Origin of the sequence: Dactylosporangium roseum (assembly GCF_025264685.1) — a bacterium.
Classification (GTDB): Bacteria; Actinomycetota; Actinomycetes; order Mycobacteriales; family Micromonosporaceae; genus Dactylosporangium; species Dactylosporangium roseum.
Window position 1 is genome coordinate 616,879 of sequence record NZ_CP073721.1, and the last position, 12,613, is coordinate 629,491.

The 12,613-nt window shown below is 71.3% G+C and carries 16 protein-coding genes; 11 read left to right on the top strand and 5 right to left on the bottom strand.

Annotation, left to right across the window (positions count from 1 at the left end):
- On the bottom strand, positions 1-315 hold the full coding sequence (locus Drose_RS02685; protein WP_260726585.1) for a hypothetical protein: 315 nt from the start codon (positions 313-315) through the stop codon (positions 1-3).
- Positions 316-645: 330 nt separating this feature from the next.
- Here Drose_RS02685 and folP point away from each other — a divergent pair, with 330 nt between their 5' ends.
- The 7 genes from folP to Drose_RS02720 all read left to right on the top strand — a co-directional run bounded on the left by folP (position 646) and on the right by Drose_RS02720 (position 5,300).
- Entirely contained in the window at positions 646-1,473 is an 828-nt protein-coding gene (gene folP / locus Drose_RS02690; RefSeq protein WP_260729583.1) for a dihydropteroate synthase, read from the top strand.
- Positions 1,470-1,835 (top strand): dihydroneopterin aldolase, encoded by a 366-nt coding sequence (folB, locus tag Drose_RS02695; protein WP_260726586.1) that lies wholly within the window; start codon positions 1,470-1,472, stop codon positions 1,833-1,835. The genes folP and folB overlap by 4 nt, the downstream gene beginning before the upstream one ends.
- Positions 1,832-2,353, top strand: a complete 522-nt coding sequence (gene folK / locus Drose_RS02700; RefSeq protein ID WP_260726587.1) for a 2-amino-4-hydroxy-6-hydroxymethyldihydropteridine diphosphokinase — start codon at positions 1,832-1,834, stop codon at positions 2,351-2,353. The genes folB and folK overlap by 4 nt, the downstream gene beginning before the upstream one ends.
- A gap of 15 nt (positions 2,354-2,368) precedes the next feature.
- Positions 2,369-2,929, top strand: coding sequence for a DUF3180 domain-containing protein (locus Drose_RS02705; RefSeq protein ID WP_260726588.1), 561 nt, complete (start codon positions 2,369-2,371; stop codon positions 2,927-2,929).
- Positions 2,930-3,053: 124 nt separating this feature from the next.
- The gene (locus Drose_RS02710) at positions 3,054-4,415 is read left to right on the top strand and encodes an ABC transporter permease (RefSeq protein ID WP_260726589.1); all 1,362 of its coding nucleotides are present in this window, start codon (positions 3,054-3,056) and stop codon (positions 4,413-4,415) included.
- Between the two features lie 53 nt (positions 4,416-4,468).
- Positions 4,469-4,753: a hypothetical protein gene (locus Drose_RS02715; RefSeq protein WP_260726590.1), complete on the top strand. Its 285-nt coding sequence runs from the start codon at positions 4,469-4,471 to the stop codon at positions 4,751-4,753.
- A 73-nt stretch (positions 4,754-4,826) separates the two neighbouring features.
- The gene (locus Drose_RS02720) at positions 4,827-5,300 is read left to right on the top strand and encodes a hypothetical protein (RefSeq protein ID WP_260726591.1); all 474 of its coding nucleotides are present in this window, start codon (positions 4,827-4,829) and stop codon (positions 5,298-5,300) included.
- Positions 5,301-5,381: 81 nt separating this feature from the next.
- On the opposite strand, the gene Drose_RS02725 is transcribed toward Drose_RS02720, so the two are convergent.
- Positions 5,382-6,383, bottom strand: a complete 1,002-nt coding sequence (locus Drose_RS02725) for an ABC transporter ATP-binding protein (RefSeq protein WP_260726592.1) — start codon at positions 6,381-6,383, stop codon at positions 5,382-5,384.
- A 2-nt stretch (positions 6,384-6,385) separates the two neighbouring features.
- Between Drose_RS02725 and Drose_RS02730 the strand changes: the two genes are divergently transcribed.
- The 4 genes from Drose_RS02730 (at position 6,386) to Drose_RS02745 (ending at position 10,893) form a co-directional block, all read left to right on the top strand.
- Entirely contained in the window at positions 6,386-7,066 is a 681-nt protein-coding gene (locus Drose_RS02730; protein WP_260726593.1) for an ABC transporter permease, read from the top strand.
- Positions 7,067-7,080: 14 nt separating this feature from the next.
- The gene (locus Drose_RS02735; RefSeq protein ID WP_260729584.1) at positions 7,081-7,752 is read left to right on the top strand and encodes an ABC transporter permease; all 672 of its coding nucleotides are present in this window, start codon (positions 7,081-7,083) and stop codon (positions 7,750-7,752) included.
- A 179-nt stretch (positions 7,753-7,931) separates the two neighbouring features.
- Positions 7,932-8,912, top strand: a complete 981-nt coding sequence (locus Drose_RS02740; RefSeq protein WP_260726594.1) for a glycine betaine ABC transporter substrate-binding protein — start codon at positions 7,932-7,934, stop codon at positions 8,910-8,912.
- Between the two features lie 97 nt (positions 8,913-9,009).
- Positions 9,010-10,893 (top strand): hypothetical protein, encoded by a 1,884-nt coding sequence (locus tag Drose_RS02745; RefSeq protein WP_260726595.1) that lies wholly within the window; start codon positions 9,010-9,012, stop codon positions 10,891-10,893.
- A 20-nt stretch (positions 10,894-10,913) separates the two neighbouring features.
- On the opposite strand, the gene Drose_RS02750 is transcribed toward Drose_RS02745, so the two are convergent.
- Genes Drose_RS02750 through Drose_RS02760 form a run of 3 tightly spaced genes read right to left on the bottom strand, consistent with a single transcriptional unit; the run spans position 10,914 to position 12,613 of the window.
- The gene (locus Drose_RS02750) at positions 10,914-12,050 is read right to left on the bottom strand and encodes an NADH-quinone oxidoreductase subunit D (RefSeq protein ID WP_260726596.1); all 1,137 of its coding nucleotides are present in this window, start codon (positions 12,048-12,050) and stop codon (positions 10,914-10,916) included.
- A gap of 28 nt (positions 12,051-12,078) precedes the next feature.
- Positions 12,079-12,369: a type II toxin-antitoxin system PemK/MazF family toxin gene (locus Drose_RS02755; protein ID WP_260726597.1), complete on the bottom strand. Its 291-nt coding sequence runs from the start codon at positions 12,367-12,369 to the stop codon at positions 12,079-12,081.
- On the bottom strand, positions 12,356-12,613 hold the full coding sequence (locus tag Drose_RS02760) for a DUF6364 family protein (RefSeq protein WP_260726598.1): 258 nt from the start codon (positions 12,611-12,613) through the stop codon (positions 12,356-12,358). The genes Drose_RS02755 and Drose_RS02760 overlap by 14 nt, the downstream gene beginning before the upstream one ends.

A 12,613-nucleotide genomic window follows, 5' to 3' on the forward strand; every position in this document is an offset into this window, starting at 1 on the left:
CTACTTGAACAGCAGGTCGATCAGCGATCCGCCGAAGAAGAACAGCGAAGCGGCGCCGGCAACGAACGCCAGGCCGATGATCGCGATCGCCGAACTCGTCAGAACCCGGGACACCTCTCCCTTGCTGGCCCGGCCGATGAAGATGACACCGAGGACCGCGAGCAGGATCGGCACGATCTTGGTCGCGAAGAAGCTCAGGATGCCGTCGGTGTTGATCTCCGTCGGTGCTGGCGTGGGTGTCGGCGCCAGGGCGATCGCATCCATGGCGCGTGCGGCGTCGCCCCACATCGCCTGGCCGATCTCCATCAACATCATCAGACCTCCCCGGAGGCGCGGCGGGCGTGGTGCACGTCGCGCGTCAAGCCTCGCCGAAAAGACGACCCGGTGGTACAACCCCGGCTGCTGTGTCGTTCTCCGGCAGAACCTTATCCGGGCGTTTGCCCTGGTAATTGCCCATTGTCGGGTTTAACGGTCCGAATAACGTTCACTTGCAGAGAGTACGTTGCAGCCCCCTATCCAACAAGCTGACCGGTCCGGGGTCTGTGTGCAAAGTGTGACTGCTGTGACGACCCGGAGGCGGGCCGTGAAGGTTGTCGCAGGTCGCCCCCCAGCGCCCGGATTGAGTTGAGTACCTTCATTCAAGTGATGCTCTTGCGACGTCCCTCGCCCGTGGTGATGGGCGTGCTGAACGTGACCCCGGACAGCTTCTCCGACGGCGGTCGCTACGCGGACCTCGACGCCGCCGTGCGCCATGCCCTGCAGATGCGCGACGAAGGCGCCGACGTCATCGACATCGGCGGCGAGAGCACCCGGCCGGGCGCGGACCGGGTCGATGCCGAGACGGAACTTCGGCGCGTGCTGCCGGTGATCGACACCCTCGCGGCCGAGGGGGTGGCGATGAGCATCGACACCACCCGTGCCGCCGTCGCCGCCGCGGCGATCGGGGCCGGCGTCGAGCTGGTCAACGACGTCTCCGGCGGGCTGGCCGACCCCGACATGGCCCGGGTGGTCGCGGACGCCGGCTGCCTGTGGGTGCTCATGCACTGGCGGGGCCATTCGCGCCGGATGGCGGACCTGGCCGTCTACGACGACGTGGTCAAGGAGGTCTGCGCCGAGCTCATGGAGCGGGTCGACGCGGCCGTCGCCGCCGGGGTCGCACCCGATCGGCTGATCCTGGACCCCGGCCTCGGCTTCGCCAAGAGGCCGGAACATACCTGGCGTCTCGCCGCCCACCTGCCCGACGTGATCGCACTCGGCCATCCGGTCCTGGTCGGGTCCAGTCGCAAGTCGCACCTGGGCCGGCTGCTCGCCGACCCCGGTGGCAATCCCCGGCCGACCGCGGAACGGGAGGCCGCGACCATCGCGACCACCGTGCTGTCGGTCGCCGCTGGTGCCTGGGGCGTGCGGGTGCACGAGGTCCGTGGCAACGTGGACGCGATCAAGGTGTGGCAGGCGACGAAGGCGGCGGGATGACGACGGACCGGATCTCGCTGTCCGGATTGACGGTTCGCGGCAATCACGGCGTGTTCGACTTCGAGCGCCGCGACGGCCAGGACTTCGTGATCGACGCGGTGCTCGAGCTCGACCTCGTGCCGGCCGCGGTCTCCGACGACGTCGCCGACACCGTGCACTACGGCGAGTTGGCCGAACGGCTCGCGGAGGTGGTCGGCGGCGAGCCGGTCAATCTCATCGAGACGCTCGCGCAGCGCCTCGCCGACGTGTGTCTCGCCGACCCGAGGGTACGGGTGGCAACCGTGACCGTGCACAAGCCCCAGGCTCCGATCCCGTTGCAGTTCGCCGACGTGGCGGTGACCGTGCGTCGGTCCCGATCATGACCCGCGCCGTGCTGTCGCTCGGCAGCAACCTCGGCGACCGGGAGGCCCACCTGCGCGGTGCCGTGGCAGGTCTCGGCGAGGCGGTGCTCATGGTCTCCGGGGTGTACGAGACGCCGCCGTGGGGTGATCCGGACCAGCCGCACTACCTCAACGCCGTCGTGCTGGCCGCTGATCCGGCCGCCGGCCCGCGGGACTGGCTGGCGACCGCGCGACGTCTCGAACGGGCGGCCGGGCGCGTGCGCGACCCGGAGCGCAGGTTCGGCCCGCGTACCCTTGACGTTGACGTGGTCGCCGTGTGGGACGACGACGGCCAGCCGGTGACCGCCGGCGACCCGGAGTTGACGCTGCCGCATCCGCGGGCCCACCTGCGGGCTTTTGTGCTCCGGCCGTGGCTCGACATCCAGCCCTACGGGCAGTTGCCGGGTCACGGATGGCTCAACGACCTGCTGCGCGTCGACCCGGTCGCCGGCGACCTCGCCGACCTGCGCCCAAGAGTTGACATCCACCTCGAATCGTGATCTGGAGCGGAGACGATGGCCACGCCGCCACCCGACGATCCCAACGCGAACGGTCCGAAGGGCCGGATGGAGCCCACCCGTCCGGCCACGCTGGCCATCGCGGCGCTCGCCACGACGGCGCTGTCCTGGATCGGCATCAGCAACCTGTGGAACGACATGCCCACGCTGCCGTGGCTGCCCCCGCTGACGCTCATCGGGCTCGCGATCTTCGAGGGTTTCGAGGCGTACTCGACGCGGAACCGGATCCTGCGCAAAGCGGGCGCGGGCCCGCTGCAACCGCTGGTCATCGCCCGATACGCGGTCCTCGGCAAGGCCTCGGCACTGGTCGCGGCCCTGTTCGGCGGCGTCTACATCGGCATGTCCTCGTGGCTGCTCACGCAGCGTGGTGTCCTCGCCAAGGTCTCCGAGAACCTCCCGCAGGCCCTGCTGGGCGTCGCCGCCTCGATCGTGCTGGTCGCCGCGGCCTTGTGGCTGGAGCGCTCCTGCCGCGTCCCTCCGGGCCGGCGCGACACCGACCTGCCGAGGCAGGGCCGCAAGGACGGGGCCGACCGGGCCGAGGACGACCAGGTCGCGTAGCCGCCGGCTCGGATCGATCGACGGCCGTGGCAACATCGCGGTCTTCCGGGCCTGGGGACTGTCGCTGGTCACGATCCGCGGTTACTGTGCGACCCGTACGGTCCGGTTGGCAGGAGGCGCACCGATGGCGTACGACGACTCGCGGTTCCGTGGCGAGCCCGGTTTCCGTGAGGAGTCGGACTTCCGCTCCGGCGGCGTCCCCGAGGACGCGCCCACACTCGGCGTGTCCAACCAGTCCGTCTACACACCCGGTGCCTATCCGGCCTCGTCCGACTACAGCGTGCCACCGGGCGAGAGCACACTTGGCCTGGCCGCCCGGCGGGCCACACCGAGCGCGGCGCAGCTCGACGATGTCTTCGACGACCCGGAGCACGGCGAGCCCGGCCGCGACCGGTTGGCCGTCCACGCGCTGTGGGAGCTGGTCCTGCTCCTCGCCGCCGCCGCGCTGCTCTACCTGCTGCGCGACGCTCGGCCGGCGGCCCTGCGCGGCGACGAGTTCGAGTCGCTGATGCTCTCCGGGGCCGAGTTGGGCCTGGTCGCCGTCGCGATGGGGCTCACGCTGCGCGCCGGTGCGGCCAACCTGGCCATCGGCCCGATCGCCTACGCCGCGTCGCTGTTCTTCGCCGACAACTCCGATCGTGGCCTCGCCATGACGGCCGGCATCACCGCACTCGTCGCGCTGGGCGTCGGCGTGGTCGTCGCGGTGCTCGTCGTCGGCTTCCACGTCCCCGGCTGGGCCGTCAGCCTGGCTGTCGCGCTGGCGCTCATGGCCTGGATCGCCGACCAGCACGGCGCGAAGGTCGTCACGGGTGCGTACGACCCGCACGACCATGCGCTGTGGTGGCTGCTCGCCGTGGCGGTCATCGCCGTCGCCGGCAGCCTCATCGGCCTGGCCCGGCCCGTCCGGCGCGGGGTCGGCCGGTTCCGTCCGGTGTCCGACCCGGCCCGGCGGCGCGGCGGCGGTGCCGCCACGATCACCGGCCTGGCGATCGCCGGCTCCGCGCTGCTCGCGGCGGTCGCCGGAGTCCTGACCGCCCTCGACACCCGTGAGATCATCACGAGCCAGAGCGGCATGTCCGCCGCCGGGCTCGCGACGACCGGCCTGGCGCTGGGCGCCGCGCTGGTCGGCGGCACCTCGGCCTATGGCCGGCGGGGCGGCATCTTCGGCACGATCCTCGCGGTCGCCGTGATCACGCTGCTCCTGCGCTACTCGGCGGCCGAGAAGTGGGGCGTCGCGCCGCTGGCCCTCGCGGGTGCCGCGATCGCAGTCGGGTTGGTCGTCACCCGCCTCGTGGAGACGTTCGGCCGGCCGCGCACGGCCGACGACGAGTCCGACGGTGCCTGGACCCCGCCACCGGTGACGCTGCCGGTGGAGCGCGACGACGAGGCGTGGTCGTCGTCGCGGACCAGCGGCTGGACGAGCCAACTGCCCGCCCGTACGACCGACGACGGCTGGGGCGCCGAAGAACGCTGGGGCGCGCGCTGACCGGTGCACACCGAGCCGGCGTCGTCGACGGGCGGTAGCGCTAGGCTTTGGTCATGACCGACACCCGCCTGGCCGAGCTCGACGCGCTGTCCACCGAGGAATTGCGGGACCGCGCCTTCAATCAGGCCCGCCGGCGGCGTGACCTGAAGTTCTTCTGGAATCTCCTCACGCTGGTGACGCAGAGCGACAAGGACACGCAGGACGGCTGGCTGGGGTCGCTCGACGCGACGATCGACGACGCGGTCGCGTTGTGGCGCGAGGTCACCGACCACCACTACGGCGAAAACGAGCCGCTCGTCCGGGCCGCGTTCATCGACTACCTGATGTCCAATCCGTGATCCTTTGCCAATGACATTCAGGCAGTCACCTGCTTCTGTTTGAGATTTTTGTTTCCCGGGTCTAATTCGGGGCATGGCAGTCACCCGATCGCGCTACCGCACCGCGACAGGCGCCGGCACCTTGGTGGCCTTCCTGCTGGTGCTGATCTTCGGCAGTCCGTGGTACGTCGACTGGGTCCAATCGGGCAACCGGGGCCTCTTCCTGGAAACCCTCGCCTGGCCGGCCTGGAGCTTCGACACCGACGCCTCGGTGCGTGACCTGCTCGCCGCCGACCTCAAGGCGATCCTGGTGGTCGTGTTCACGGCGCTGTTCATCACACTGCTCGCCGGCGCGCAGCTCGCCAGCGCGCGCGGCACCGTCTCGGCGATCCTGACCGGCTGGGCCGCATACATCTTCGCGGCCGCGCTCGCCGCCCTCGTCACCGCGTTCATCCTGGCCAACGCCTCGGTCGCCTCCGCCGTGCTGGCGGCGAGCGGCGGCGCCGGCTACGGCCTCATCGTCGGCTGGATCGTCGGCCTCGCCTCGATGGCCGGGCGCCGTCCGTAGTCCAACCCGCGTTGATCATGCAGTTGTGGTGGCTGACAAACCCGGACATCTCGGGAGTGTTGCGGCACCACAACTGCATGATCAACGCAATGAGGGGGGTGCGGGGTTGGACTCGGCCAGGAGCACCTGGACATCGGCGGCCGTCAGCGCGCCGATCGGGGCGCCGTCGTCGGTGACCACCACGGCGCCGTTCCCGGCCGCCAGCATCGCCCCGAACGCCTCCCGCAGCGTGGCGCCGGCGGGCACCCGCGGGGCGTCGTCGCCCGCCTCGGCCGCCGGGCGCAGGCGGGCCCGCGGGATCGGGGTCACCGACAGGCGCATGATCCCGCGATCCTCGCCGACGAACCGCTCCGCGAACTCGTTCGCCGGCTTGGCCAGCAGCTCCGCCGGCGTCGCGTACTGCTCCAGGTGCGCGTGATCGGAGAGCACCGCGATGCGGTCGCCGAGCTTGACCGCCTCGTGGAGGTCGTGCGTGACGAGGATCGTGGTCTTGCGCACCGCCTCCCGCAGCCGGAGGAACTCGTCCTGCAAGCGGCCCCGGTTGATCGGGTCGACGGCGGAGAACGGCTCGTCCATGAGCAGCACCACCGGATCGGCGGCGAGGGCTCGGGCGAACCCGACCCGCTGCCGCTGCCCGCCGGACAGCTCGTGGGGATAGCGCCCCGAATACTGCCCCGGCGGCAGGCCGACCAGCTCCAGCAGCTCGTCGGTGCGCTCGGCGATCCGCCTGCGGTCCCAGCCGAGCATCCTCGGGACGGTGCCCACGTTGGTGCGGACCGTCTGGTGCGGGAACAGGCCCACGTTCTGGATCACGTAGCCGATCGTCCGGCGCAGCCGCACCGGGTCGGCGCGGGTCACGTCCTCGCCGCCGACCAGCACGCGGCCGCCGCTCGGCTCGATGAGCCGGTTGACCATCCGCAGCACCGTCGACTTGCCGCAGCCCGAAGGGCCGATCAGGACGGTGACGTCACCGCCGTCGACGTCCAGGCTCAGCTCGTCGACCGCGACGGTGCCGTCGGGGTACACCTTGCGCAACCGATCGAGCGTGATCGGCGTGGCGCCGGGCTTCGCGGTACCGTCCACGCATGTCCTTCCTGGCTCGCGGTGAGGCGGGCAATCCCTGGCTCTCCTGGCCCTATGTCCGGGACAACTACGAGACGATCCGCGACGCGCTCGTCGACCACCTGGTGATCACGGTGTCGACGATGGCGATCGCCGCGGCCATCGCCATCCCGCTGGCGGTGCTGGCGTACTGGGTGCGCCCGATCGCCACGCCGATTCTGACATCAGCCGGCGTGCTTTACACGATTCCGTCGCTCGCCCTGCTGGCGTTCCTGGCTCCGTTCCTGGGGACCGGACGCACCCCGGTGATCGTGGCGCTGGTGCTGTACGCGCTGATCATCCTCATCCGCAACTCGTTGACCGGCCTGATACAGGTGCCCGGTGACGTGCGCGAAGCGGCGACCGCGATGGGCTACGGCAAGGTGGCGCGGCTGTTGCGTGTCGAACTGCCACTCGCGCTGCCCGGCATCCTCACCGGCCTGCGGCTGGCGACGGTCTCGACAGTGGCGTTGGTCACTGTCGGCGCGGCGGTCGGCTCGCAGGGCGGCCTCGGCGGGCTGATCCTCAGCGGCTTCCGCAACAACTTCTACAAGGCCCAGATCGCCACCGCCGCACTTGTCTGCGTCGGGCTCGCGCTGGTCCTCGACGTCCTGCTGATCGCGCTGAGCCGGGCGCTGACCCCGTGGACGAGGAGCCGGGCGTGAACGCCGTCGACGCGATGGTCGTCTGGTTCAACGACCCGCTGAACTGGACGAACCCCGACGGCATCCTGGTCCGGCTGCGCGAGCACCTGGAGATCTCGTTCCTGGCGGTGCTCTTCGGCTGTCTGATCGCCTGGCCGCTCGGCATCTGGCTGGGACGGCGCGGCTCAGCCTCCGGCGTGGTGGTCCTGCTGTCGAATCTGACCCAGGCCGTGCCGGTGATCGCGTTGCTCACGATCCTGTCGCTGAGCCCGCTGGGCATCGGCGAGCCGGCCGTGGTCGTGGCGCTGGCCGTGTTCGCGTTGCCGCCGCTGCTGGCCAACGCCTACACCGGCATGCGCGAGATCGACCCGGAGGTCCGCGACGCGGCCCGCGGCATGGGGCTGCGCGAGTCGGAGATGCTCCGGCGGGTGGAACTGCCGCTGGCGGTGCCCTACCTGGCCACCGGCCTGCGCATCGCGACGACCCAGGTCGTCGCGACCGCCGCCCTGGCGGCACTGGTCAACGGCGGCGGGCTCGGCACCATCATCTCGGCCGGATTCGGTCTCGGCCCGGGCCGCGGGGATGCCCAGATCCTCGCCGGTGCGGTGCTCGTCGCCGGGCTCGCGCTGCTCATCGACGGGTTGATGGCGTTGGTGGAGCGGAAGATCACACCGAGGGTCCTGCGGCAGGCAGCGGGCCGCACGTGAGCGCCGCCATGACAGGTCGTTACGAAAACGTGCCTGCTTGCGGTTGCCGATTGTCCACCGGCGGAGTTGCCTGGTCGGAAGCGGGCGGACTTCATTGCCGATAGCGCCGTCCGTCGGAAACGCGGCCGGTCGAAGTGATCGCGCCGGGACACGGAAGGCGGGCCATTTTGCAAACTGCCATGCGCGCCACGCTCGGGGTCCTGCTGGGCCTCGCCACCCTGGGCCTCGCCGCCTGTGGCGAGGAGGGCTCCTCGGGCACCCAGGCGCCGCCAAGTGTGAGCGGGGCGGGCTGCGCCCCGGCCGCCGGGGACAAGCTCGTTGTCCTCGACGACGACAAGAAACTCCAGACGGCGGACAACATCATCCCAGCGATCAACGCGAACGCCGCCGATCCGGCCCTGGTGGCCGCGCTGGACAAGGTCTCCGACACCTTGACGACGGAGAAGCTCATCCAGCTCAACAAGGCGGTCGACGTCGACCGCAAGACCTCGAAGGTGGCCGCCGACGGCTTCGCCAAGGCGGAGAACCTGACCACCGGGATCGAGAAGGGCAAGGGCGGACCGATCAAGATCGGCGCCGCCGACTTCTCGGAGAGCGCCACGCTCGGCGCTCTCTACGAGATCGTCCTCGACGCCGCCGGCTTCGACGCCACGGTGCAGACGATCGGCAAGCGCGAGGTGTACCTCGGACAGCTCACCAAGGGCGACATCCAGGTCGTCCCGGAGTATGCCGGAACCCTGACCGAGTTCATCAACGGCCAGGTCAACGGGGCCTCGGCCGCGCCGCTCGCGTCGGGCGACCTGGACAAGACCGTGGCGGCGCTCAAGGGCCTGGGCACCAAGCAGGGCCTGGCCTTCGGCAAGGCGTCGAAGGCGGCGGACCAGAACGCGTTCGCGGTGACGACGGAGTTCGCCAGCAAGCACGGCGTGAAGACGCTGAGTGACTTCGCCACGAAGTGCTCGGGCCAGGCCACCGTCCTGGGCGGTCCGGCGGAGTGCCCGCAGCGGCCGTTCTGCCAGCCGGGCCTGGAGAAGACCTACGGCATCCAGTTCGGCAAGGTGCTGAGCCTCGACGCCGGCGGCCCGCAGAGCAAGGAAGCGCTGAAGAAGGGCAACGCCTCGATCGCGCTCGTCTTCTCGTCGGACGGCTCGCTCGGCTGACCCTCGCAAGCGGGTGGCATGCCCGTCCGTCTCCGCGCCGGAAGCGGGGACGGACGGGCATTTCGCTTGTGCTGAAGACTGGGTAAGGTCTGTGCTCATGCCGGCCGCGGAAACCACCGGGGGACTGCGGAGCGCCAAGCTGCTCCAGATCCTTTTCTGGTCTGGGGTCGGCCTCACTCCGCTGGCCGCACTGCTGCTCCTGATCGGGGACGGCTTTGTCCTGCAGGTGGCGGCGGTGCTGGCCGTCCTCGTCGTCCTTCTCATCGGGCTGTCGATCGCGCTGCGCCGCGACAGCGACTCGGTGCGCGGCGAGGTCGAAGAACTGTTCTACGAAGAGATCGACACGCTACGTGACAACATCCGCGGCGACATCACCCACGCGGCGCGGCAGACCCACGGCCAGCTCGTCGAGCGCATCAACGTCCTGCACGAGACCGTCGACGCGCTGCGCAACCAGGTCGACGTGATGCGCGGTCAGTTGGAGCGTGCCGCGCAGCACCCGCAGCCGCCGCACCACACGGGTTCCGCGTCGGTGCCGCAGGGCGTGCTCCGGCACACCGAGACCGTGCAGGTCACCACCAAGACGATGGTCGTCGATCCGACCGACCAGCGGCGCGACGGCACCGTCTACGGCGCCCGGCCGCAGATCCCGCAGATTCCCCAGCAGCGCCGGCCGGACCGCTCGGAGCGCGGCGACCGGCCCGAGCAGGGCGGCGCGGAGTGGGGCGCGCGGCAGGAGCGCGGCGCCGACCGATCCGGCGAGTGGGGCGACGAGCGCGCCGGCCATGGCGACTGGGTGGACCGGGCCGAGCGCGGCCACGGCGTGCGCGGCGCCGGTGATCCGGCGGAGCGGGCCGGTCGCGGCGGGCCCCCCGATCCTGGGCCCGACCGTGGTGAGGGTCGCGGCGGCCGCGGCGAGCCGGGCTGGGGCGAGCCTGGCCGGGCCGAACGAGGCGACCGGAGCGACCGGAGCGACCGGAGCGACCGGACCGGTCGCGGCGACCGGAGCGACCCGGGGCCGCGTGCCGAGCGGATCAACCGGTCCGAGCGCACCGAACGCTCCGAACGCTCCGAACGCTCCGAGCGTTCGGAGTGGATCGAGCGGCCCGGACGGGCCGCCGTGGCGGGGGAGGAGTCGTGGCCCGGACGGGACGGCGCCTCCGGCGAGGAGTCCTGGACCGAGCGGCTCATCCGCGAAGGGACGGCGCGCGGGGGTGCGGACCGGCCGGAGAGCCAGTCGCGCGGCAGCGGGCGCCGGCGGGCGTACGACCCCGACGACGAGGGCAACGTGACCGGCGTGCGGACGACGGACCGGTGGGCGTCCGTGCACAGCGACGAGCGGGGCGGCCACGAGCTGCGCATGGGTGAGCGCCGGGCGGCGGTGCACAACGACGAGACCGGCACTCACGTGCGGATCGAGGACCGCTGGGCGACGGTACGGCACGAGGAGTTCTACGCCGGCGACGACCGCGCCGAGGAGCCGCGCTGGGAGAGCCCGCGCCGTTCGGCGGCCCGCCGGGAGCGCGAGCGCGACTGGGCGTCGGGCGAGCACGAGCGGACAGGGCGCCACGGCACCACCGACGCGGACACCGCCTGGGTCGAGCACTCCGCGCGTGAGCCGGCCCGCGACGCCGGGCGGCCCGGGCACCAGGCCCGCGAGGACGGGGCGCACTGGTCGGAGAGCAGCTTTGCGCAGGCGCGGCGGGACGACACCGGCGGCACACGCTGGTCGGAGGTCCGCCGCGAGCGGCACGGCCTGCCGGGCGCCGCCGCCGCGCTGCCGGCCGCGCCCGCCGAGCCGGCGTCACGGTGGACCCCGGGTCCGGCCAACCCGGCGCGCGACGAGGAGCGGGTCTCCCGCCGTGCCCGCCCGTCGGGCGAGGACGAGGAGTACGGCTGGAACGGCGGCCGCGACGAGCCGCGCGGCCGGGCGGCCCGCCAGATCGTCGACTTCGAGGGCAACGACGACCGCTGGCGCTGATCGGCGCGGCCCGTGGCTGACTACTTGTCGATGTCGCCGACCACGAAGAACATCGAGCCGAGGATCGCGATGAGGTCGGGCACCAGCGTGCCCGGCAGCAACGTCGACAGGGCCTGGACGTTGGAGTACGAGGCGGTGCGCAGCTTCAGCCGCCACGGTGTCTTCTCGCCGCGGGACACCAGGTAGTAGCCGTTGACGCCGAGCGGGTTCTCGGTCCAGGCGTACGTGTGGCCCTCCGGTGCCTTCACGACCTTCGGCAGCCGCACGTTGACCGGCCCGGTTAGCTGGTCGACCCGGTCGAGGCAGGCCTGCGCGAGGTCCAGCGACACGTAGACCTGGTCGAGCAGCACCTCGAACCGGGAGTGGCAGTCGCCGGCCGTGCGGGTCACGACGGGGACGGACAGCTCACCGTAGGCCAGGTAAGGCTCGTCGCGGCGGAGGTCGAAGTCGAGCCCCGAGGCCCGCCCCACCGGACCGGAGGCGCCGAACGCGGCGGCGTCGGCCGCCGGCAGCACCCCGACGCCGACCGTGCGGGCCAGGAAGATCTCGTTGCGGCGGATCAGGTTGTCGAGGTCGGGCATGCGACGGCGGACCTGGTCGACGGCGGCCCGGGCGCGGGTGGTCCAGCCGGCCGGCACCTCCTCCTTGAGGCCGCCGACGCGGTTGTACATGTAGTGCATCCGGCCGCCGGACGCCTCCTCGAGGACCGCCTGGATCGTCTCGCGCTCTCGGAACGCGTAGAACATCGGCGTGATGGCACCGATCTCCAGCGGATAGGAGCCGAGGAACATGAGGTGGTTGAGCACCCGGTTGAGCTCGGCGAGGGCGGTGCGCAGCCAGACGGCGCGATCGGGGACCTCGATGCCCATGAGTCGCTCGACGGCGAGCACCACGCCAAGCTCGTTGCAGAACGCCGACAGCCAGTCGTGCCGGTTGGCCAGCATGATGATCTGCCGGTAGTCGCGCACCTCGAAGAGCTTCTCGGCGCCGCGGTGCATGTAGCCGATGATCGGCTCGGCGCTGACCACCCGCTCGCCGTCGAGGACGAGCTTGAGCCGCAGCACGCCGTGGGTGGACGGGTGCTGTGGTCCGATGTTGAGCACCATGTCGGCCGTTTCCAGCCCGGTGCCGGTCCCGACCGTCAGCTCTGAGGTCATGCTGCCGAGTCTACGAGCGCCACTTGTGTCACAGGTCTTGCAGGATGCGCAACGCGCGCGAGACGCTGTGCATGGTGCTGGTGTCGGCCACCGCGACCCGCTCGACGAACCAGTGCTTGAGCGGCGACGACAGCCGGTCGGGCATGACGACGAGGTCGTCGAGCTCGACCGCGAGCGGCGAGTCGCGCAGTTCCTCCCGGTCGGTAACCTCGACGACGATGACCACCGGCACGTCGGTGCTGTTGAAGACGTCTGAACTGATGATCAGCCCGAGCCGCTCCCGGGCACCCTTGATGAGCCAGACCTCACCGCGCCGCACGGCGCCCGCTGAAGATCTCGGCGTCGACGAGCGCGATCTCCTCTTCGTCCGCGAGTGCGGCCGCCTCCAGGTCGAGCTTCGCGTGGCGCACCGCCTCCGCGTGGGCCGAGAAGACCTCCCGCAGCACACGCTCCTGCGCCGCCCGGTCGATCCAGGCGCTGAGCGACACGCCCTCCCGCTCGGCCCACTGCCGCGCGTCGGCGATGGTCTGGTCGGAGAACGACAGGGTCACCTTGGCAGTCAT

What these genes read in the sequence shown, in the direction of transcription:
- Drose_RS02730 (WP_260726593.1), top strand. Translation starts at nt 6,386, where the DNA reads ATGTCCTTCCTGGCTCGCGGTGAGGCGGGCAATCCCTGGCTCTCCTGG.
- Drose_RS02685 (WP_260726585.1), bottom strand. Translation starts at nt 315, where the DNA reads ATGATGTTGATGGAGATCGGCCAGGCGATGTGGGGCGACGCCGCACGC.
- Drose_RS02720 (WP_260726591.1), top strand. Translation starts at nt 4,827, where the DNA reads ATGGCAGTCACCCGATCGCGCTACCGCACCGCGACAGGCGCCGGCACC.
- folB (WP_260726586.1), top strand. Translation starts at nt 1,470, where the DNA reads ATGACGACGGACCGGATCTCGCTGTCCGGATTGACGGTTCGCGGCAAT.
- folP (WP_260729583.1), top strand. Translation starts at nt 646, where the DNA reads ATGCTCTTGCGACGTCCCTCGCCCGTGGTGATGGGCGTGCTGAACGTG.
- Drose_RS02760 (WP_260726598.1), bottom strand. Translation starts at nt 12,613, where the DNA reads ATGACTGCCAAGGTGACCCTGTCGTTCTCCGACCAGACCATCGCCGAC.
- Drose_RS02750 (WP_260726596.1), bottom strand. Translation starts at nt 12,050, where the DNA reads ATGACCTCAGAGCTGACGGTCGGGACCGGCACCGGGCTGGAAACGGCC.
- Drose_RS02735 (WP_260729584.1), top strand. Translation starts at nt 7,081, where the DNA reads ATGGTCGTCTGGTTCAACGACCCGCTGAACTGGACGAACCCCGACGGC.
- Drose_RS02745 (WP_260726595.1), top strand. Translation starts at nt 9,010, where the DNA reads ATGCCGGCCGCGGAAACCACCGGGGGACTGCGGAGCGCCAAGCTGCTC.
- folK (WP_260726587.1), top strand. Translation starts at nt 1,832, where the DNA reads ATGACCCGCGCCGTGCTGTCGCTCGGCAGCAACCTCGGCGACCGGGAG.
- Drose_RS02740 (WP_260726594.1), top strand. Translation starts at nt 7,932, where the DNA reads ATGCGCGCCACGCTCGGGGTCCTGCTGGGCCTCGCCACCCTGGGCCTC.
- Drose_RS02715 (WP_260726590.1), top strand. Translation starts at nt 4,469, where the DNA reads ATGACCGACACCCGCCTGGCCGAGCTCGACGCGCTGTCCACCGAGGAA.
- Drose_RS02710 (WP_260726589.1), top strand. Translation starts at nt 3,054, where the DNA reads ATGGCGTACGACGACTCGCGGTTCCGTGGCGAGCCCGGTTTCCGTGAG.
- Drose_RS02705 (WP_260726588.1), top strand. Translation starts at nt 2,369, where the DNA reads ATGGCCACGCCGCCACCCGACGATCCCAACGCGAACGGTCCGAAGGGC.